This window comes from Rhodococcus xishaensis (assembly GCF_004011825.1).
Classification (GTDB): Bacteria; Actinomycetota; Actinomycetes; order Mycobacteriales; family Mycobacteriaceae; genus Prescottella; species Prescottella xishaensis.
In genome coordinates this window covers 252,297-271,290 of record NZ_RKLO01000005.1, presented here as the reverse complement: position 1 = coordinate 271,290, position 18,994 = coordinate 252,297, and the positions used below count along the sequence as shown (strand labels likewise).

Here is an 18,994-nt window from a genome sequence, read left to right as displayed (position 1 = left end):
TACTCGAAGGCAATCGAATCAGGTAGACGATCGGAGCAGCGGTGGTACAGGGACTGAAGTTGGGATTGAAGGCCTCCGCGGAGCAGTTCGGCCCGCGCGATCTGGTCGAGCTGGGCGTGATGGCCGAGGAACACGGCCTCGACAGCGTCACCGTAAGTGACCACTTCCAGCCCTGGCGCCACAAGGGTGGCCACGCCCCGTTCTCGATCGCGTGGATGACCGCGGTCGGTGAGCGCACGCAGCGCCTCCAGCTCGGAACGTCGGTGATGACCCCGACGTTCCGCTACAACCCGGCGGTCGTCGCGCAGGCTTTCGCGACGATGGGCTGCCTGTACCCGGGGAGGGTGATGCTCGGTGTCGGCACCGGGGAGGCGCTCAACGAGATAGCCACCGGCTTCAAGGGCGACTGGCCCGAGTTCAAGGAGCGTTTTGCCCGGCTGCGCGAATCGGTGCAGCTCATGCGTCAGCTGTGGACCGGTGACCGGGTCGATTTCGAGGGCGAGTACTACAGCACCAAGGGCGCCTCCATCTACGACGTCCCCGAGGGCGGGATCCCCGTTTACATCGCGGCCGGCGGCCCGGTCGTCGCGCGCTACGCAGGGCGTGCGGGCGACGGCTTCATCTGCACGTCCGGCAAGGGGATGGACCTCTACACCGAGAAGTTGATGCCAGCCGTGCGTGAGGGGGCCGAAAAGGTGACTCGGAACTTCGCTGACATCGACCGCATGATCGAGATCAAGATCTCGTACGACACCGATCCCGACGCCGCACTCGACAACACTCGGTTCTGGGCACCGCTGTCACTCACGGCAGAGCAGAAGCACAGCATCGACGACCCGATCGAGATGGAGGCCGCTGCCGACGCGTTGCCGATCGAGCAGATCGCCAAGCGCTGGATCGTGTCGTCGGATCCCGACGAGGCAGTCGAGATGATCAAGCCGTACCTGGACGTGGGCCTCAACCACCTGGTGTTCCATGCGCCCGGCCACGACCAGAAGCGGTTTCTCGACCTCTTCGAGCGCGATCTCGCCCCGCGTCTGCGCGCCCTGGCGTAGCTGGAGCCGCGCGCAGCACATGGGCGTAAGGCGTCACTAGGCTGTCGCTCATGGCTGATTTGGACACCGTGTCGAGCGTGTACATCGCTTCGCCGGAAGGGGATGCCGGCAAGTCCACCGTCGCGCTCGGTGTCCTGCAGATGCTGTGCGCCTGCACGGCTCGGGTCGGAGTGTTCCGTCCGATCGCGCGCAGCACCGACGAGACCGACCACATCCTCGAACTGTTGCTCGAGCACACGACGGCGGACCTGACCTACGAGCAGTGCGTAGGCGCGACGTACGAGCAGGTGCACAGCGATCCGGACGGGGCACTGAGCGAGATCGTGTCGCGATACCACCAGGTGGCAGAGGAATGTGACGCGGTGGTGATCGTCGGGTCCGACTACACCGACGTCCCCAGCCCCAGCGAACTCGGCTACAACGCACGAATCGCCGCCAACCTCGCGGCGCCCCTGTTGCTGACGCTGCGCGGCGCCCGTCGTAGCCCGCACGAGGTGGCGCAACTCGCCAACGTGTGTGTCGCCGAACTGGCCGCGCACCATGCCCATCTGGTCGCGATCGTCGTCAATCGCTGCGATCCGGACCGACTCGAAGAATACGCCGCCGCACCGGAGGCCGCGGGGGTTCCAGTGTGGAGCTTGCCGGAGGACCCGCTGCTCGTCGCGCCCACGGTCGCCGAACTCCTGCAAGCGGTCGACGGCGAACTGTACTCCGGTGACACGGCGCTGCTGCAGCGCGAGGCGCTGGCGGTGGCCGTCGGAGCGATGACTGCCGAGCACATTCTCGAACGGATCGCCGAGGGCTGGATGGTGATCGTCCCGGGAGACCGTTCGGACGCGCTGCTCGCACTCGTGAACGCCCACGATGCGCAAGGCTTTCCGTCCCTGTCGGGGATCGTGATGAGCGGGGGGATCCAACCGCACCCATCGGTGGCACGCCTGATCGCCGGACTGCGCCCGCGTTTGCCGATCCTGGCCACGAAGTTCGGTTCGTTCGAGACCGCGAACATGGCCGCACAGACTCGCGGTCGCATCTCGGTGGGCTCGCTGCGCAAGGTCGACACCGCGCTCGGGCTGATGGAGCGGAGAGTGGATGCCCCGACGCTCATCGAGCGGCTCCGGGTGACGTTGCCGTCGGTGGTGACACCGCAGATGTTCGAGTTCCAACTATTGGATCGGGCTCGGGCGCAACGCAAACGGATTGTCCTGCCCGAAGGGGACGACGACCGCGTGCTGCGCGCGGCCGGGCGACTGCTACGCCGACGCGTCGTGGACCTGACCATCCTCGGCGAGGAGACCAAGGTCCGTGCCCGGGCGGCCGAACTCGGCGTGGACCTGTCGTCGGCGACGGTGCTCGATCCGAAACGCTCGGAGTACCTGTCCGAGTTCGCCGCCGAGTACGCGCGGCTTCGGGCGAGCCGTGGCATGACTATCGAGCGTGCCCGTGAGATCATGGGTGACATCTCGTACTTCGGAACGATGATGGTACACAGGGGCATTGCGGACGGCATGGTGTCCGGTGCCGCGCACACGACGGCCCACACGATCCGGCCGTCGCTCGAGATCATCAGGACGAAGCCGGGCGTGTCGACGGTGTCCAGTGTCTTCCTGATGTGCCTGGCGGATCGAGTACTGGCCTACGGCGACTGTGCGGTGGTGCCCGACCCGACGGCCGAGCAGCTCGCCGACATCGCGATCTCGTCGGCGGAGACCGCGGCCCGTTTCGGAATCGAGCCTCGGGTCGCGATGTTGTCGTACTCGACGGGTGACTCCGGGAGAGGGATCGGGGTCGACAAGGTGCGCACCGCGACCGCACTGGTGCACGAGCGCCGCCCGGACCTGTTGGTGGAGGGCCCGATCCAGTACGACGCCGCTGTCGAGCCGACGGTCGCCCTCGCCAAGCTACCCGGGTCGCAGGTGGCGGGCCGCGCGACGGTGTTCGTGTTCCCGGACCTGAACACCGGCAACAACACCTACAAGGCGGTGCAGCGCAGTGCCGGTGCGATCGCCGTCGGCCCGGTGCTGCAGGGACTGAACAAGCCCGTCAACGACCTGTCCCGCGGGGCACTCGTGCAGGACATCGTCAACACCGTCGCCATCACCGCGATCCAGGCTCAGGAAGTTTCGGATCAGGGGGTGCAGGAATGACCGAACCGGTTGTGTTGGTGCTCAATTCGGGATCGTCGTCGATCAAGTTTCAGATCGTCGAACCGATCGCTGGGCATGCTGTCGGGTCTGGGCTGGTCGAACGTATCGGAGAGTCGTCGGGGCACGTCGTTTACGACCATCCGGGCGGGGTGATCGAGCGGAATCTCGTCATCGCCGACCACACCGCAGCCCTACGGGCGGTGGAGGAGGTCGTCGCGGCTGCCGGCCGATCGCTGGACGAGTGGGGTGTCGTGGCGGTGGGGCACCGTGTCGTGCACGGCGGATCGGTGTTCAGTGAGCCGACGGTCGTCGACGACGAGGTCGTCGAAGAGCTCACACGCCTGTCCCCACTTGCCCCGCTGCACAACCCGTCGAACGTCATCGGGATCGAGGTGGCGCGACGGTTGCTGCCCGACGTCCCGCATGTCGTGGTGTTCGACACGGCCTTCTTCCACACGATGCCCGAGGCCGCCGCCACCTACGCGATCGACGCGGAGGTGGCCCGCGCGAACGAGGTGCGACGCTACGGCTTCCACGGGACGTCGCACGAGTACGTGAGTGAACGGGCGGCCGCCTTCCTCGGCCGGAAGCTCGGCGAGATCGACCAGATCGTCCTTCACCTGGGTAACGGGGCGTCGGCGTCGGCGATCCAGGGTGGGCGCGCCATCGACACGTCCATGGGGATGACGCCACTCGAGGGCCTGGTGATGGGCACGCGCAGTGGCGATCTGGACCCGGGGGTGATCCTGCACCTGCATCGGAACGCCGGGATGGAGGGTGCCGAGCTGGACGACCTGCTCAACCGTCGCTCGGGACTCAAGGGCCTGTGTGGGGAGAACGACTTCCGTTCGCTGCTCGAGATGGTGGCCGAAGGCGATCCCGCCGCGAAGCTGGCGTACGACGTGTACGTGCATCGGCTTCGTCGCTACATCGGCGCCTACCTCGTCGAGCTCGGCGGTGTCGACGTCATCACCTTCACCGGCGGGGTGGGGGAGAACAACCCGGACGTCCGCCGCGATGCCCTTGCCGGGTTGGGGCGTCTGGGTATCGTGGTCGACCATGATCGCAATGAATCCGCCGAGCAGCGCGAGCGCCGAATCAGCGCCGACGAGTCGGCGGTGAAGGTTCTCGTGATACCCACCAACGAGGAGCTCGCCATCGCACGAAAGACGATCGCGTTGGTGTAGTTCCCCGATATTGGGGACGGTCGGCCGACGCCGACGGGACTTTGGACCCTCGCCCGAAAACACTCGGACATCCGACCATTGCGGACATGGTTGCCAACCCCGAGATCGATCTCGCTCCACCACGAACGTTGACGCCGTCACGGCCGGCTGCCGCGGGTCGTGCCCCCAAGGGCTCGTTCATCTACAAGATGATCACGACGACCGATCCCAAGGTCCTCGGGATCATGTACCTGGTCACGTCGTTCGCGTTCTTTCTCATCGGCGGCCTGATGGCGCTGTTGATGCGCTCCGAGCTCGCGGTTCCCGGCCTGCAGTTCCTGTCGAACGAGCAGTTCAACCAGCTGTTCACGATGCACGGCACGATCATGCTGCTGCTGTACGCGACCCCGGTGGTGTTCGGTTTCGCGAACTTCTTGGTGCCCTTGCAGATCGGCGCTCCGGACGTCGCGTTCCCGCGCCTGAACGCGCTCAGCTACTGGATGTACCTGTTCGGTGGACTGATCGCGGCAGCCGGCTTCATCACGCCCGGCGGCGCGGCGGACTTCGGTTGGACCGCCTACGTTCCACTGACGAACATGGCGCACAGCCCGGGCCTCGGCGCGGATCTGTGGATCATCGGTCTCACCCTGGGTGGTGTCGGCACCATTCTCGGCGGTGTCAACTTCATCACCACCATCGTGTGCCTGCGTGCACCCGGCATGACCATGTTCCGGATGCCGATCTTCACGTGGAACATCCTCATCACGTGTTTGTTGATCCTGCTGGTCTTCCCGCTCCTCGCGGCAGCCCTCATCGGGCTGTGGGTAGACCGGCATCTCGGGGCGCATCTGTTCGATCCGTCCACCGGCGGCGTGATGTTGTGGCAGCACCTGTTCTGGTTCTTCGGCCATCCCGAGGTGTATGTCATCGCGCTGCCGTTCTTCGGGATCGTCTCGGAGATCTTCCCGGTCTTCTCGCGCAAGCCGATCTTCGGCTACAGCGGCCTGGTCTACGCCACCATCGGCATCGCGGCGCTGTCGATCGCGGTGTGGGCGCACCACATGTACGCCACCGGCGCGGTCCTGCTGCCCTACTTCTCGTTCATGACCTTCCTGATCGCGGTCCCGACCGGCGTGAAGTTCTTCAACTGGATCGGCACGATGTGGAGGGGCCAGCTGACCTTCGAGTCGCCGATGCTGTTCTCGGTCGGATTCATCGTCACCTTCCTGTTCGGTGGCCTGTCGGGCGTGCTGCTGGCGAGCCCGCCGATCGACTTCCAGGTCACCGACTCGTACTTCGTGGTCGCGCACTTCCACTACGTCCTGTTCGGCACCATCGTGTTCGCCACCTACGCCGGCATCTACTTCTGGTTCCCGAAGATGACCGGTCGCCTGATGGACGAGCGCCTGGCCAAGTGGCACTTCTGGACCACGATGATCGGATTCCACGCCACCTTCCTCGTGCAGCACTGGCTCGGGGCCGAGGGCATGCCGCGCCGCTACGCGGACTACCTGCCCACCGACGGGTTCACCACGCTGAACACGATCTCGACGGTCGGCTCTTTCGTCCTCGGCGCCTCGACGCTGCCGTTCCTGTGGAACGTCTTCAAGAGCTACCGCTACGGCCAGGTTGTGACCGTCGACGACCCGTGGGGCTACGGCAACTCGCTCGAGTGGGCGACCAGTTGCCCGCCGCCGCGGCACAACTTCACCGAGCTGCCCCGGATCCGCTCGGAGCGTCCGGCGTTCGAGCTGCACTACCCGCACATGGTCGAGCGCTTGCGGGCCGAGGCCCACGTCGGACCCGGACACGGCAAGGGCAAGGCCGCCGAGCAGAAGCAGGTAATCAAGGTCTGAGACGCTCAGGACAGGTTCGCTCAGAACAGGCTCGCTCAGAAAAGGCTCCGGGGGCGTACCGCGTTCGCGAGATCCACGAGTGTGTACCGGTGGGTCGCGGTAGGTGCGCCGCGTGCCATCGCCCGTAGTGCCGACTCGGTTCCTGCGCGCAGGCCGCGCTCGGTGAAGGGGACGTCGAGCAGCGGCTCGTGTGCGGTGGTGGGGGTGTGTCCGGCAAGTAACCACTGCAGCGCCGTACCGAGAAGGACGGTCCGCATCTGAGGTCCTCGGATCTCGGTGTGTGGCAACGCTTCCACGCGCCGGGCGCACTCTCGCAGCGTCGCTTCGTCGATGTCGCCGATCGGCCGCACCGACAGGTAGGTCAGGACTGCGGTCATGCGCGCGGTGCCGTAGCTGCGGGAGAAGACCGGAACCTGGTCCAGCTCCCCGACGGCGCCGCGAACGTCGCCGTCGGCCGCGAGGCGCCGAGCGAGGCCGAACGCGGCGCTCACGATGTTGCGGTCCATGGACCACACTGTCCTGTAGTTCTCCAACGCGGGCAGACGCCAGCGGTCGCGCTCTTCTTTGGTGCTACGCGTGAGCAGGAGTTCGGCTGTTGCCGCCAACGCCAGCTTGGGGGAGACCTCACCGGGAAGCGCCGAATTGACCGCGTCGAACGACTCGAAGGCAGTCGCAAGTTCGTTCGCGACCAGTGCGGCGATTCCGCGATACCAATCGATGCGCCAGTCATACGGGTGGGCTGACGCCAGCGGGCGCAGCAACTGCCGGGCCTGACTCACGTCACCGAGGTCGAGATGCGCCCGTATCTCCGCGAGCTGGAGCTCGAGCGATTCCGAAGCCTCGTCATCACCCTCCCGGGCTCGGTCGAGGACGTCGAGCACCAGTCGAGGATCACTCTGGGCAGCAGTGGAAACCAGGGGTGCGCCCGGATCTTCGGGGTCGACCAACGGAACGGCAAGAGCCTGAGCCACCTTGTGTGGGTTCAGTTTCCGCTCGCGCTCGACGCCGTCCGCGAACACATCGGTCTGCTCGACCAAGTCGTCCGCGCCGAACACCGACCGTTGGCGGGTCAACATCGTCGAAAGGACCGGGTGTTCCTCCGTCGATTGTCGGGAGACGATCTCTCGCAGAACCCCGCTGAGTTGCCCGGACATCTCGGTGGCGGATCGGAACCGCCGCTTGGGGTCGGGATCGATGGCCCGCAGCAGCAGTCGCCGAAAGGAGTCGTACTCGGCCAGCAGCGGTGCCTCCTCCGGCGACGGGAGTCCGTCCGCGTAGTGGCCCTCCTCGATCGGCAGATTCAGGGTCAGGGCTGCAAGAGTCCGTCCAACGGTATAGATATCGGAGGCGACCGTGGGTCCGGTCTCGGTGATCTCCGGTGCCTGGAATCCGGGTGTTCCGTACAGATACCCGTAGCTCTCCAGCGGTGCCACCGCTCCCAGGTCGATCAGCTTCAGTTGCTCGTCGGTGACCATGATGTTGTCGGGTTTGAGGTCGTTGTAGGCCAGGCCGACTGAGTGCAGATACTCGAGGGCGGGCAGGATCTCGACGACGTAAGCGATGGCCTGCTCGACGGGCAGTCGATCGGGGCGTTCGTACTCGGCGAGGATGTCGCGCAGCGAGCTTCCGCCCACGTACTCCATCACCAGGTAGCCGGCGGAGGCCTCATCTTCTTCCTTCTGGTACTCGACGAAGTTGTAGATCTTGACGATGCTCGGGTGCTCCACCTCGGCGAGGAACTGGCGTTCGGCGGCGGCTACCGCCCGTGCCTCGGCATCGGCGAGTTGCAGCAATCCCTTGAGAACCACCCAGCGGTTGTCGACGTTGCGGTCGATCGCGAGGTAAATCCAGCCCAAGCCGCCGTGGGCAATGCATCCCTGGACCTCGTACTGGCCGGCGACCACCGTCCCAGGGGTCAGCGACGGGGAGAACTCGAAGCTGGCACCGCAGTGCGGGCAGATGCCGGATGTCGCGCCGGGTGAGTCCTTCGTGGACCGTCCGACCGGCCGGTTGCACTTCCAGCAGAGCCGCTTCCGTTCGGGTACCTGCGGATTGGTGAGGACGACGGACTGCGGGTCGCGTACGGGAACCGGTGGCACCTCGACCAGTCCGCCCCCCAGCAGGCGGCGGCTACGGGCGCGCTGGGTGAGTGCGCGACGTCCGGTGGTAGGCATGACTTCCTGTGCGGCGGTCGCCACCGGCTCGTCGTCAGGGACGGTTGCCTGGGTGGACACGCCGTCGCCGGAATCGTTCGTTCTGCGTTCTTCCGCTTCCTTTTCCTTTCTCGCCATACGTCCTCCGCTCGCTCCGCATCTCAGTCCAGGTACGTCGCAGGGGGTGGTCCGGGTGAAGGGCCCAGTTCGGAGAGCCATCGATCGTAGATTGTCTCCCACGTGCCGTCCCGGCGGATCCTTTCGAGTGTGCCGTTGACGAAGCGCACCAGGTCGTCGTTGCCCTTGCCGATGCCGATGCCGTAGTACTCGGTTCCCAGGCTGGGGCCGATGATCCGTGTGTAGGGGTCCTGAGTTGCCAGTCCGGCCAGCAGGGTGTCGTCGGCGTTGATCGCGTCCACCTGATGCTGCTGCAACATCACCAGGCAGTCGGACCACAGCGGCACCGAGACGACCTCGGCGCCGGGTTGATGCCTCCAGACCTGCTCGGCCGGCGTCGTGCCCTCGCCGACGCAGACTCGATGGCCCGCCAGGTCGGCGACGCTCTGGATGGGAGACCCTGCCGTCACCAGGGTGCGTTGGTGGGCTTCGTAGTAGACCGACGAGAAGTCGATCCTTTCGCGCCGTTCGCAGGTGATCGACATCGTCTTGGCGACGATGTCGACCTGGTTGTCGGAAAGGGCCTGCTCCCGCTGCGCATAAGAGAGGATTCGGAACTCGAGATTGGGACTGCCCAGCAGGTCACGGGCGATCTCACGGGCGATGTCGACGTCGAAGCCGTTGATGGTCCCGGTGCTGGGATCGCGGAAACTCATCAGGTTGCTGCCGGTGTCGAGTCCGACGATCAGCTTCCCGCGTGCGCGGATCGCGTCGAGCGTCGGGCCGGTCGGCGATTCGCCGGACGGGAACGGGCGCAGGCTTGCGGTGGGGTCGCCGCACTCCAGGGGCGGGGGCGCCGGTAGGGACGGCACGACTCTGGCGCCGGCCGGGACAGGTGGCGCTGTGTACGTGTCGGTCGGTGGCTGCACGGACGGCTCCGGCGGAGTAGAACATCCGCCCACGATCACGCCGATAACTCCGGCAGCCAGTGCTGTCGTTGCCAACCTACGACGTCGAGTCATTGGTACTCCCTCAGCCGGGGCCACATGCCCACCGGGATCGCGACGGCCGCCACCACTGTGATCCCCACGGCGCCGGGGCCGAGCGCCGACAGCACTGTCGACGAGCGGGCGACGTTGTCGCGGAATTCGGAACGGGCGCGGTCGCCGCCGGCGGTCAATGCGTCGTCGACGGTATCGAAGTACGTTGCGGTGGAATCGGGTTCGGAGCTCAAGGTCGTCATGGCAGCAGTGGTCCAGTCGCCGACCTCGAGCGCGCCGGCCATCCTCTGGTGGGACTCCGTCCACTCGTCCAAGGCCTGCATGGCCCGGTCGACGTCGTCGGCGCCGATGGGAGAGGAGTAGTCGCGAAGCAAGTTGCGGAGTTCGTCGGTGTTGTCGACGAAGAGTCGGCCGTGTTCGGTGTGTTCTTCCCGCCGGACCAATTGGAGGATCTCCTGCGTGCGGGCTTGCTGGGCGAGGATTTGTGCGGACGAGAGCGTCGAGAGCGGGGTCGAACCGTCTCGGAACGCCCGATGCGCCGACGTCGCCGAAATGAGTCCGGCGGCCAGCATCCATACCAGCAGCGTGGCCATCGCCGCCGTCGTGAACAGCAGGCCGAGGTTGAGTGTGCGCCGGGTTCGTCGGGCCATCACGACCTGGGTGGCGACCAGCGCCGCAAGCAGAACGATGAGCAAGCCGATCGCGGCCCAAGGCGGCCGACCGAATTCCGACTGCGGCGCCAGCATCGCCGCCTCTCGTTCGGTATGCAGGGCCTCTGCGAGTGGGAGGATATCGCCCTGCATCAGCGATGATGCCTCAGCCAGATATGCACCGCCGACCGGGTTCCCGGCGCGGTTGTTGGCGCGCGCCGTCTCCACGAGCCCGGTGTACACGGGCAGTTTCGTCGCGATGTCGGTCAGTAGACGCCGGCTCGTGTCGTCGCTGGACAGTACGTCCGACCCCGCGACCAATTCTGCGGCCGCAGTGCCGATCGCCTGCGAGTACCTGTCGCGTTCCTCTCTCGGCTCGACCCCGCCGGACAGGAACGCGGTAGCGGCCGCGGTGTCCGCGACGGACAGTGAGGCGTACAGGTTCTGCGACGAGCGGACGAGTGGTCCCGTCGTGGCGAGCAACGTGTCGATGTCCTGTTTCCGGTCGTTCGCGGCCGCGGATGCCACCAGTCCTGCGGCAAGGGCGCCGAGCAACAGTGCGATACCGACGGCGAGCAGCCGCGCGGGGGTCGATCGCAGCAACTCGTGGGTGGCCATCTGGCGCACGCGTGCCCGCGCCCGAGCGGCACGGGGATTCGCGCCCTCCCGGATCGTTTCGTCCGGCGCGACCACTTCCTCGCGTTCCGGCGTATTGATTCCTGGCACTGCCACGGCACATCCTCGGTTCGCTGTCCGGTCTGATTCGCCGTTTCCGTACTGCCGAGCATATAAGCAGTACCGCCAGGTTGTTCTGTAGGACGCGGACGTCGCGGGGAATACTGTGGGGACAGGTGAGCGGCTCGGTGGACAGGTCAGGTGAGAGACACCCCATGCACGGTGACGGAGACGGTTGGGCAACGACCCCGGATGGAGTTCGGCACTGGGGTAAGCACGGCGCGGCAGGCCTACTGCTCCGCGCCCCGTTGGAGGACGGCTCAGCCGCGATCCTGCTGCAGCACCGGGCAGCGTGGAGTCACCAGGGTGGCACGTGGGCGTTGCCGGGAGGCGCCCGCGACAGCCACGAGACGACGATCCACGCGGCGGTGCGGGAGGCTCACGAGGAGACCGGAATCGACGTGGGTGCGGTCCGGGTACGCACCGAGCGGGTAACAGCCTGCGTCGCCGGCGGATGGACTTACACGACGGTCGTCGCGGATTCCGAAAAGACGCTGGCGGTGGTCCCGAACGGGGAGAGTACCGAGCTTCGCTGGGTGCCCGAGTCCGAGGTCGCACGGATGCCGCTGCATCCCGGATTCGCGGATGCGTGGCCGAGCTTGCGCGCGACCGAGGTGCGGGTACTGCTCGACACCGCGAACGTACTGGGTTCGCGACCGGACGGGTGGTGGCGTGATCGCGTCGGGGCGACGAGGCACCTGTTGGGCGAGCTGGCGCTCGTGCTTCCACGCACGATCGAACTGCCGGACGGGGGGTTCGGTTGGCTACCGCGCGTCGAGGCGGTGCTGGAAGGGCGGGCGCGCAGCGCCGGGCACGGCGACGAACGCATCCCGGTTCACGCTGCGTTCGGCAGCGGTGACGACGAGTTGGCCCGGCTGGCGGACCGCGACGGGGTTCTCACCATGGTCGTGACGGCCGATCGTGGGTTGCGAGCGCGTCTGCCCGATTCGGTGCTGGCGCTGTCACCGTCGACGGTGTTGAGCTGGCTGGACTGAGCCCCGCGACCATTCAGCCGCGGTCGAGCTCGAAGCGGCGCCCGTGCACCTCTGTGGGGCGGATCTCGACGAAGTTGTACTTCTCGCTAGGAACCCACGACTTCAGGTCGAGTTCCTCGGCGGCGTTTATCTCGTCGAACCGGACGAGGGTGCGTGCGATGCCACGGACGACGATGCTCCAGCCGGTGGTTTCCTCGGCGTGGTCGACCTGGAAGGTGACGTGCGGCTCGAGGGCGAGTTCGGTCAGCTTGTCACCCTCCGCGCTCCGGAAGAAGAGCTTGCCGTCGTGTACGACGTAGTTGACCGGGAAGATGTCGGGTTGATCGCCGACGACGACGATGAGACGGCCCAGCCGTTCGGTCGACAGCAGGTCCATCGCCTCCTGCTCGGTGAGCACGGTTACGGGGGTTGGCTGGTCCGGCATGTCTCCTCCGATCGTCGGCAAGCGTTCAACTCCGACTCTGCCCGCTGCAGCGCAGTCGTGCCAGACGATCACGCCGCGGGCTTCGTGCGGCACCGTTAATCGATTCGGTTGCGCGAGTGATGTTGTGGGACAGACGGATCAGTCCCCGGACTTCTTCGCCTTGCGATCGTCGAATTTGCCCCGTAGCAGGAACATGGGGAGGAGGACGGTGGCGAGAGCGGTCACGAGCCACACGACGATGGTCGCGAGGATCCACGTACGCCAGCCGGAGATCGACAGTCCACCGAAGACCGACGCGATGACGAGCGCCACGAACGTCGAGACGATTCCGATGCCCCCGAGGAAGGCCGGCGCATCCCTTGCCGCGATCTTCGTGATGTAGGGCGAGAGCACACTTTGCGCCACGGCGAACAGGACGACGGCGGTAATGAACCCGGACGCGCTCACCGACACCTCCGGCAGCAACCACACGGCCGCCAGGATGCCGATCGCGGCCGATCCGAGGAAGATCGCTGTCCGAATGAGAAAGCGAATCATTGTGCCCGGCCCTTCGTCGTGGGCCACGCCGGTCGCACGAGGAGACCGGGTGGTCGATTCGGGGCCGAGTGTAGCGAGCAGATCGGCGTGACGAGGGTGGTTCGGCGCCGGACATGTTGCCGTGGGGGCCGGGGTGCGGCGACCCTGGTATGGCGCAAATCGGACAAGCCTGGCACTATGCCGGGATGAAGATTCGACACCTGATCGCCATCGTCCCCGCAGCCGTGCTCGTTCTCGCCGGCTGCAGTGGCAGCAACGAGGACACCGCAGCGCCTGCTCAGGATGAAGAGACCACAGCGGCCATCGCGGAGGTTTGCCGCCAGGTGGCGACTCTCATCGACACGTCGGAGGAGCAGGCCGGGGCGACCGGCGAGCCCTTCGATCGGGCGGCCGCTGGCGACGAGTTCATGGGGCTGCTGATGGAGAACACCTCTCTGTGGACATCCGCGTACAACCTGCAGGCCGAGGCGGCTGGGAAGCCGGAACTCGATCCGGCGCTCGCGAGCTGGGAGGACCTGCCGGAGGAGTTCCGGGACGTTGTCGAGCAGGCAGTGCAGAACGGGGTCGCCGGAACCTGCTGACCCGGATCTCAGCCACGAAGGGTGTCGGACAACTCCCGGGCCGCAGCCTCCGGATCGTCGGCTTCCGTGATCGCACGGACGACGACGATCCGGGTGGCGCCGGCTTCGAGGATCTCCGGTAGGCGCTGCTGATCGATGCCGCCGATCGCGAACCACGGTCGGGTCGGTGCTGCGTCCGCGGTGCTGCGGATCAGTTCGATGCCCGATGCAGTCCGTCCCGGTTTGGTGGGTGTCGCCCAAACCGGGCCGGTGCAGAAATAGTCGACATCTTCCTCGATGGCGGCGAGGCTCGCCTGTGCGCGGTTGCTCGTGGAGCGGCCGATGGCGACGTCGGGCCCGACGATTCGGCGGGCGTAGTGCACCGGCAGGTCGTTCTGGCCGAGGTGCAGGACGTCTGCGCCGGCGGCTAGTGCGAGGTCAGCGCGGTCGTTGACGGCGAGCAGTGCTCCGTGGCGTCGGGCCGCAGCACCGAGCACTGCGAGCGCCGCCAGCTCCTCCTTTACCTCGAGCGGTCCGAACTCCCGCTCGCCGACCGAGCCCTTGTCGCGCAGCTGGATGATGTCGACGCCACCAGCCAATGCAGCTTCGGCGAACTTGGCAAGATCGCCCTTGTCTCGCCGGGCGTCGGTGCAGAGGTACAAGCGAGCATCACCGAGGCGTTCGCGCGGGGTGAGGTGCTTGATGGAGTGGGAAACGTGCACACCTCGAACGGTAGTCTCTACTTCAGACGAATCAACACGGGAGTCCCGAGTATGTGGGGCTGAGAGGGGGCCGCTGGGCCCCGACCGTCATACCTGATCCGGATCATGCCGGCGCAGGGAGTGAGGTGGAGCGAAGTTGACCCGATCGGTTTCCGTCGTCGGAGGCGGTGTGATCGGCCTGTCCATAGCGTGGCGAGCGGCGCAGCATGGCTGGGCGGTTCGACTGTACGACCCGACGCCCGGCTCGGGGGCGTCCTGGGTCGCCGGCGGCATGCTGGCACCGCTGTCGGAGGGCTGGCCCGGTGAGGAGAAGGCGCTCGAGTTCGGTGCAGAGTCTTTGCAGCGGTGGCCGGATTTCGGTGCGGAACTCGAGCGTATCGCGGGCGTGACACTGTTCACCTCAGACGATTCGCTGACCGTTGCGCTCGATGCAGCCGACGCCGCCGATTTGCAGACCATCGCCGACTGGGTCGCCCGCCAGGGACATGAGCTGCGAATGCTGAACCGGGCGCAGATCCGGGAACTCGAGCCGTCGCTCGGACGCGGCATCCGGCTCGGTTTGCAGGCGCCCACCGAGTTGGCGGTCGACAACCGGCTGTTGATGCGGGCGCTGCGGACCGCGGCCGTCGATGCGGAGGTCCTGTTGATCGAGCAAGCGGTGACCGATCTGGACGAGCTGACCACGGACCAGATAGTGCTGGCCGCGGGATCGAACTCCGCCCAGCTGTGGCCCGATCTGCCGGTGCGGCCGGTGAAGGGCGAGATCCTGCGTCTGCGGGCGCGGCCCGGTGTGACGCCGGTGCCACGGCGCACGATCCGCGGAAGCGTCCATGGCCGTCCGTCCTACCTGGTACCGCGCGCAGATGGCATCGTGGTCGGCGCAACGCAGTACGAGTCAGGTCACGACACCCAGGTGACGGTGGCCGGGGTGCGGGATCTGATCGCCGACGCCGAGGTGCTCATGCCGGCCATCGGCGAGTACGAGCTGTACGAGGCGAAAGCCGGTTTGCGCCCTATGAGTCCGGACAACCTGCCTATCATCGGACGGGTTTCCGACCGCGTGCTTCTCGCGACCGGGCACGGCCGCAACGGCATCCTGACGGCCCCCCTGACAGCGGACGCGACGGTCGCGATCCTTGAAGGGGCAGCCTTGGTGGAGGCGGAAAGCGCTACTGCCGAACGATTTTCACTAGCGAAGGTATGAGCGAGGACTGGATGAGCGAGTTGATCGGAGTCACCGTCAACGGTGAGGAACGCGAGTTCGACGGACCGTTGACGGTCACCGGGCTGCTCGAGCAGCTGGACCTCCCGCAGCGTGGAATCGCGGTCGCCGTCGACGGTGTGGTGTTCCCGCGCGGCCGGTGGTCCGAATCCGTCCGCCGTGGTTGGGAGATCGAGATCCTCACGGCGGTGCAGGGTGGCTGACCTGCCCAAGCTGACGATCGCGGACCGTACCTTCGGCTCGCGCCTGATCATGGGCACCGGCGGTGCCGCGAACCTCGCAGTGCTCGGGGAGGCGCTGGTGGCTTCGGGCACCGAGCTGACGACCGTCGCGATCCGGCGCGTCGACGCCGCAGGTGGCACAGGTGTGCTGGACCTGCTGCGTCGGCTCGACATCGCGCCGTTGCCGAACACCGCGGGGTGTCGCGATGCAGCGGAGGCGGTGCTTACAGCTCAGCTCGCGCGCGAGGCTCTCGAGACCGACTGGGTGAAGCTCGAAGTGATCGCCGACGAGCGCACCTTGCTTCCTGACTCGATTGAATTAGTCAGCGCTGCAGAGCAATTGGTGGACAAAGGTTTCACCGTGCTGCCGTACACCACAGACGATCCGGCGCTTGCGAGGCGGCTCGAGGATGTCGGCTGCGCCGCGGTTATGCCCCTGGGCGCGCCGATCGGCACCGGCCTCGGCATCTCGAACCCGCACAACATCGAGATGATCGTCGAGGGCGCGGGCGTACCCGTCATCCTCGACGCCGGCATCGGTACCGCGAGCGACGCGACTCTCGCGATGGAGTTGGGCTGCGACGCGGTGCTGCTCGCGACCGCGGTCACCCGTGCGAATGATCCGGCTCTGATGGCGTCAGCGATGCGCGCAGCGGTGATCGCTGGCCACGAGGCCCGGCACGCCGGGCGCATCCCCAAGCGGTTCTGGGCGCAGGCGTCGTCGCCGATGTGATCGGTTCGTCCTGAGCCCCCATTTCCTGGGCCAACGGAGGCGGATTACGGATCCAGGGGGCCGGAGTGGGCGCTCAGGCTGCACTCCGCGGATTACGGATTGGTCGAAATACCAGGTCTTGCGTCGAATCGCGCTACTCTCGGGAGCAGTGCTGGTTCCAGTGGAGGATGCCATGTCGACGATGAGTGCCAATCTTCTCGAACTACTCCGCTCGGATGTCGTGGCGTGGAACGCCCGACGCGACGAATTACCCGAAGCTCCGGACCTCCACGGTCTGGACTTGTCCGGTGCAGATCTAGCCGGGGCCAACCTGACAGGTGCCAACATGGTCGGCACCGATCTTTCGGGGGCGAACCTGACGGCCGCGGAACTCGGCGGCGCCGATATGACGGGGGCGAACCTGTCCGGGGCGGTCGCCGCCGATGCGGACTTCACAGGGACGCATCTGGCGAACGCCAACCTGTCCGGTGCCGTGTTGACGCTGTCGTTTCTGACGGAGACCGACCTCGACCACGCTGACCTCGCGGGCGCCGACCTGTCCGGCGCGTACATGACGGCGGCGCACCTCGAGGACGCGGACCTGACCGGAGCGCGACTGGCCGGCGCGTACCTCGCGCACGCGGACCTGACCGGCGCGAAGATCACGAGCGCGGACCTCGCGGGTACGGATCTCACCGACGCACACATGCCCGACGGAGCTGTCCGCAGCTGAATGGTTGTGATCTCCGGCACGATTCGAGTCGGAGTCGTCCCCGGGTATGACGCGGCAATGAACCTGGCTTCGGTGCGCTGGTGAGGATGTTTCGGCAAAGTGGTCCTCATGATTGAAGTGAGGGGACTGACGAAGACCTTCGGGTCGACGAAAGCGGTGGAAGATCTGACGTTCACCGTGAAGCCGGGCAGTGTCACGGGCTTTCTGGGCCCGAACGGTGCCGGTAAGTCGACGACTATGCGGATGATCCTCGGTCTCGACCGGCCGACTTCGGGTACCGCATTGATCGAGGGAGTGCCCTACCGCGAACTGGAGCGGCCGCTGCACACCGTCGGCGCGCTCCTCGACGCCAAGTGGGTGCACCCGAACCGTACGGCCAAGGCGCACCTGCAGTGGATGGCGGCGGCGAACTCGTTGCCGAAGTCTCGGGTGGACGAGGTGCTGCGGCTGGTGGGTCTGACCGAGGTCGCCGGGAAGAAGGCCGGTGGTTTCTCGCTGGGCATGTCGCAGCGGTTGGGGCTGGCAGGGGCGTTGCTGGGTGATCCCAAGGTGCTGTTGTTCGATGAGCCGGTCAACGGTCTCGATCCCGAGGGCATCGTGTGGATTCGCAAGTTCATGCAGAGCCTGGCGGCGGAGGGGCGCACGGTGCTGGTGTCGAGTCACCTGCTCTCGGAGATGTCGTTGACCGCCGAGCACCTCATCGTCATCGGTCGGGGCCGGTTGATCGCCGACACCAGTGTCAAGGAGTTCGTCGACCGCGCGTCGGAGTCGTCGGTGCGGGTGCGCAGCCCGCAGCTCGACGCGCTGCGCGGTCTGCTCACCGCGCGGGGCTTCGCGGTGAGCGAGGAGGCCGGGGACGACCACGAGTCGGCGTTGCTGGTGTCGGGGGCGCGCACCGACGATGTCGGTGCGCTCGCGGGCTCGAACGGGATCGTGCTGCACGAGCTGTCGTCGCAGCGGGGTTCGCTCGAGGACGCGTTCATGAAGCTCACCGGTGACGAGGTGCAGTACCACGCTCAGATCGCCGGGGAGCCGGCCGGCGCGGCACAGAACGGTGGCGCACAGAAGACGGGAGGTGCGCTCTGATGAGCGTGTTGAATGCAGAGCGCATCAAGTTGACGTCGACCAAGTCGCCGATCTGGTGCAGCCTCATCGCCGTGGTGGTCAGCGTTGGTCTGGCCGCGGTGTTCGGGATATTTCTCAAGTCGATGATATCGAGCGGTGACCTCTTGATCAGCGAGCTCACCGCGTCGGACACGCAGCTCGGTGCGGTCAACTTCGGAGCGATGCTCGTAATGATCATGGCGGTTCTGGCCGTGACCACCGAGTACCGGTTCGGTGTCATCCGCACGACGTTCCTGGCGCTGCCGAATCGAGCCCAGGTCATCGCGAGCAAGGCGCTGCTGTTGGCGACCATCGCCGCGGTTCTCGGATTGGTCATCGCGCTGCTGTCCTACTACGTGGCGCAGGCGACCTCCGGTGTGACGGTGGATCTGGGAGCGCGCGACAACGCGCGTGAACTGTTCGGCGTCCCGATCTACTTCACGCTCCTCGCGGTGCTCGCGGTCGGAGTTGGCACGCTGGTCCGTCAGTCGGCGGGCGCGATCTCGCTACTGCTGCTATGGCCGCTGGTGATCGAGAGCCTGTTGACTCTCATCCCGAGGGTGGGCAAGTACGTCGGCGAGTTCGGCCCGTTCAACAACATGTCGTACTTTCTCGGAAACGAGGGGCCGATCGACTTCCACTGGGGCCCATGGGGTGCGCTGCTCTACTTCACGGGTTTCGTCGCAATCGTGTTCGGCGCCAGCCTCTTCGTGGTGAACAAGCGCGACGCCTGAGTATCTGCGTTACTCCTCGAGCGCCCCCAGCCGGGCGCTTGCACTATCGCCGGTTCGCCAATCGTGTTGCGTGCGAGACGCGTGTAGCGTCGACGGATCCGTTTGATGCCATCACCGTTTCGATCGGATCGTGGTTGTGATCTCCGGCAC

The 18,994-nt window shown here is 66.3% G+C and carries 18 protein-coding genes and 1 riboswitch; of the genes, 12 read left to right on the top strand and 6 right to left on the bottom strand.

Translation table 11 applies throughout. From position 1 onward, the window contains the following. Positions 1 to 41: 41 nt before the first annotated feature. From fgd to ctaD, 4 genes are all read left to right on the top strand, one after another. Entirely contained in the window at positions 42 to 1,055 is a 1,014-nt protein-coding gene (gene fgd / locus EGT50_RS13510; protein WP_127955164.1) for a glucose-6-phosphate dehydrogenase (coenzyme-F420), read from the top strand. A 50-nt stretch (positions 1,056 to 1,105) separates the two neighbouring features. Beyond that, complete coding sequence (gene pta, locus EGT50_RS13505) at positions 1,106 to 3,202, top strand: phosphate acetyltransferase (protein WP_127955163.1); 2,097 nt, start codon at positions 1,106 to 1,108, stop codon at positions 3,200 to 3,202. Continuing rightward, the gene (locus EGT50_RS13500) at positions 3,199 to 4,389 is read left to right on the top strand and encodes an acetate kinase (RefSeq protein WP_127955162.1); all 1,191 of its coding nucleotides are present in this window, start codon (positions 3,199 to 3,201) and stop codon (positions 4,387 to 4,389) included. The genes pta and EGT50_RS13500 overlap by 4 nt, the downstream gene beginning before the upstream one ends. Positions 4,390 to 4,475: 86 nt before the next feature. Continuing rightward, a complete protein-coding gene (gene ctaD / locus EGT50_RS13495; RefSeq protein WP_127955161.1) occupies positions 4,476 to 6,224 on the top strand; it encodes an aa3-type cytochrome oxidase subunit I in 1,749 nt (582 codons plus the stop codon). 35 nt (positions 6,225 to 6,259) lie between these two features. On the opposite strand, the gene EGT50_RS13490 is transcribed toward ctaD, so the two are convergent. The 3 genes from EGT50_RS13490 to EGT50_RS13480 are packed head-to-tail and all read right to left on the bottom strand — an operon-like array spanning position 6,260 to position 10,877. Next, entirely contained in the window at positions 6,260 to 8,515 is a 2,256-nt protein-coding gene (locus EGT50_RS13490) for a serine/threonine-protein kinase (RefSeq protein ID WP_127955160.1), read from the bottom strand. Positions 8,516 to 8,538: 23 nt separating this feature from the next. Continuing rightward, a complete protein-coding gene (locus EGT50_RS13485) occupies positions 8,539 to 9,516 on the bottom strand; it encodes a transporter substrate-binding domain-containing protein (RefSeq protein ID WP_127955159.1) in 978 nt (325 codons plus the stop codon). Continuing rightward, on the bottom strand, positions 9,513 to 10,877 hold the full coding sequence (locus EGT50_RS13480; RefSeq protein ID WP_206615823.1) for a hypothetical protein: 1,365 nt from the start codon (positions 10,875 to 10,877) through the stop codon (positions 9,513 to 9,515). The genes EGT50_RS13485 and EGT50_RS13480 overlap by 4 nt, the downstream gene beginning before the upstream one ends. Positions 10,878 to 11,035: 158 nt before the next feature. Here EGT50_RS13480 and EGT50_RS13475 point away from each other — a divergent pair, with 158 nt between their 5' ends. Next, positions 11,036 to 11,875 (top strand): NUDIX hydrolase, encoded by an 840-nt coding sequence (locus EGT50_RS13475; RefSeq protein ID WP_127955158.1) that lies wholly within the window; start codon positions 11,036 to 11,038, stop codon positions 11,873 to 11,875. 13 nt (positions 11,876 to 11,888) lie between these two features. Here the strand turns inward: EGT50_RS13475 and EGT50_RS13470 are convergent, their stop codons facing one another. Further along, complete coding sequence (locus EGT50_RS13470) at positions 11,889 to 12,299, bottom strand: pyridoxamine 5'-phosphate oxidase family protein (protein ID WP_127955157.1); 411 nt, start codon at positions 12,297 to 12,299, stop codon at positions 11,889 to 11,891. A 138-nt stretch (positions 12,300 to 12,437) separates the two neighbouring features. Continuing rightward, a complete protein-coding gene (locus EGT50_RS13465) occupies positions 12,438 to 12,836 on the bottom strand; it encodes a phage holin family protein (RefSeq protein ID WP_127955156.1) in 399 nt (132 codons plus the stop codon). Positions 12,837 to 13,021: 185 nt separating this feature from the next. On the opposite strand from EGT50_RS13465, the gene EGT50_RS13460 reads away from it, so the two are divergent. Beyond that, positions 13,022 to 13,417 (top strand): hypothetical protein, encoded by a 396-nt coding sequence (locus EGT50_RS13460; protein WP_127955155.1) that lies wholly within the window; start codon positions 13,022 to 13,024, stop codon positions 13,415 to 13,417. An 8-nt stretch (positions 13,418 to 13,425) separates the two neighbouring features. Here the strand turns inward: EGT50_RS13460 and thiE are convergent, their stop codons facing one another. Beyond that, positions 13,426 to 14,118: a thiamine phosphate synthase gene (thiE, locus tag EGT50_RS13455; protein WP_127955154.1), complete on the bottom strand. Its 693-nt coding sequence runs from the start codon at positions 14,116 to 14,118 to the stop codon at positions 13,426 to 13,428. A 26-nt stretch (positions 14,119 to 14,144) separates the two neighbouring features. Beyond that, positions 14,145 to 14,255: riboswitch (TPP riboswitch) on the top strand. On the opposite strand from thiE, the gene thiO reads away from it, so the two are divergent. From thiO to EGT50_RS13425, 6 genes are all read left to right on the top strand, one after another. Then, on the top strand, positions 14,255 to 15,322 hold the full coding sequence (gene thiO / locus EGT50_RS13450) for a glycine oxidase ThiO (RefSeq protein WP_127955153.1): 1,068 nt from the start codon (positions 14,255 to 14,257) through the stop codon (positions 15,320 to 15,322). (Overlaps the previous riboswitch by 1 nt.) Before the next feature lie 11 nt (positions 15,323 to 15,333). Further along, positions 15,334 to 15,543: a sulfur carrier protein ThiS gene (gene thiS, locus EGT50_RS13445; protein ID WP_127955152.1), complete on the top strand. Its 210-nt coding sequence runs from the start codon at positions 15,334 to 15,336 to the stop codon at positions 15,541 to 15,543. Continuing rightward, positions 15,536 to 16,294 (top strand): thiazole synthase, encoded by a 759-nt coding sequence (thiG, locus tag EGT50_RS13440; protein ID WP_127955151.1) that lies wholly within the window; start codon positions 15,536 to 15,538, stop codon positions 16,292 to 16,294. The genes thiS and thiG overlap by 8 nt, the downstream gene beginning before the upstream one ends. Before the next feature lie 148 nt (positions 16,295 to 16,442). After that, complete coding sequence (locus EGT50_RS13435) at positions 16,443 to 17,006, top strand: pentapeptide repeat-containing protein (RefSeq protein ID WP_235870744.1); 564 nt, start codon at positions 16,443 to 16,445, stop codon at positions 17,004 to 17,006. A 108-nt stretch (positions 17,007 to 17,114) separates the two neighbouring features. Further along, positions 17,115 to 18,092 (top strand): ABC transporter ATP-binding protein, encoded by a 978-nt coding sequence (locus tag EGT50_RS13430; protein WP_127955150.1) that lies wholly within the window; start codon positions 17,115 to 17,117, stop codon positions 18,090 to 18,092. After that, positions 18,092 to 18,844: an ABC transporter permease gene (locus tag EGT50_RS13425; RefSeq protein ID WP_127955149.1), complete on the top strand. Its 753-nt coding sequence runs from the start codon at positions 18,092 to 18,094 to the stop codon at positions 18,842 to 18,844. Before EGT50_RS13430 ends, EGT50_RS13425 begins: the two co-directional genes overlap by 1 nt. Positions 18,845 to 18,994: the final 150 nt, after the last annotated feature.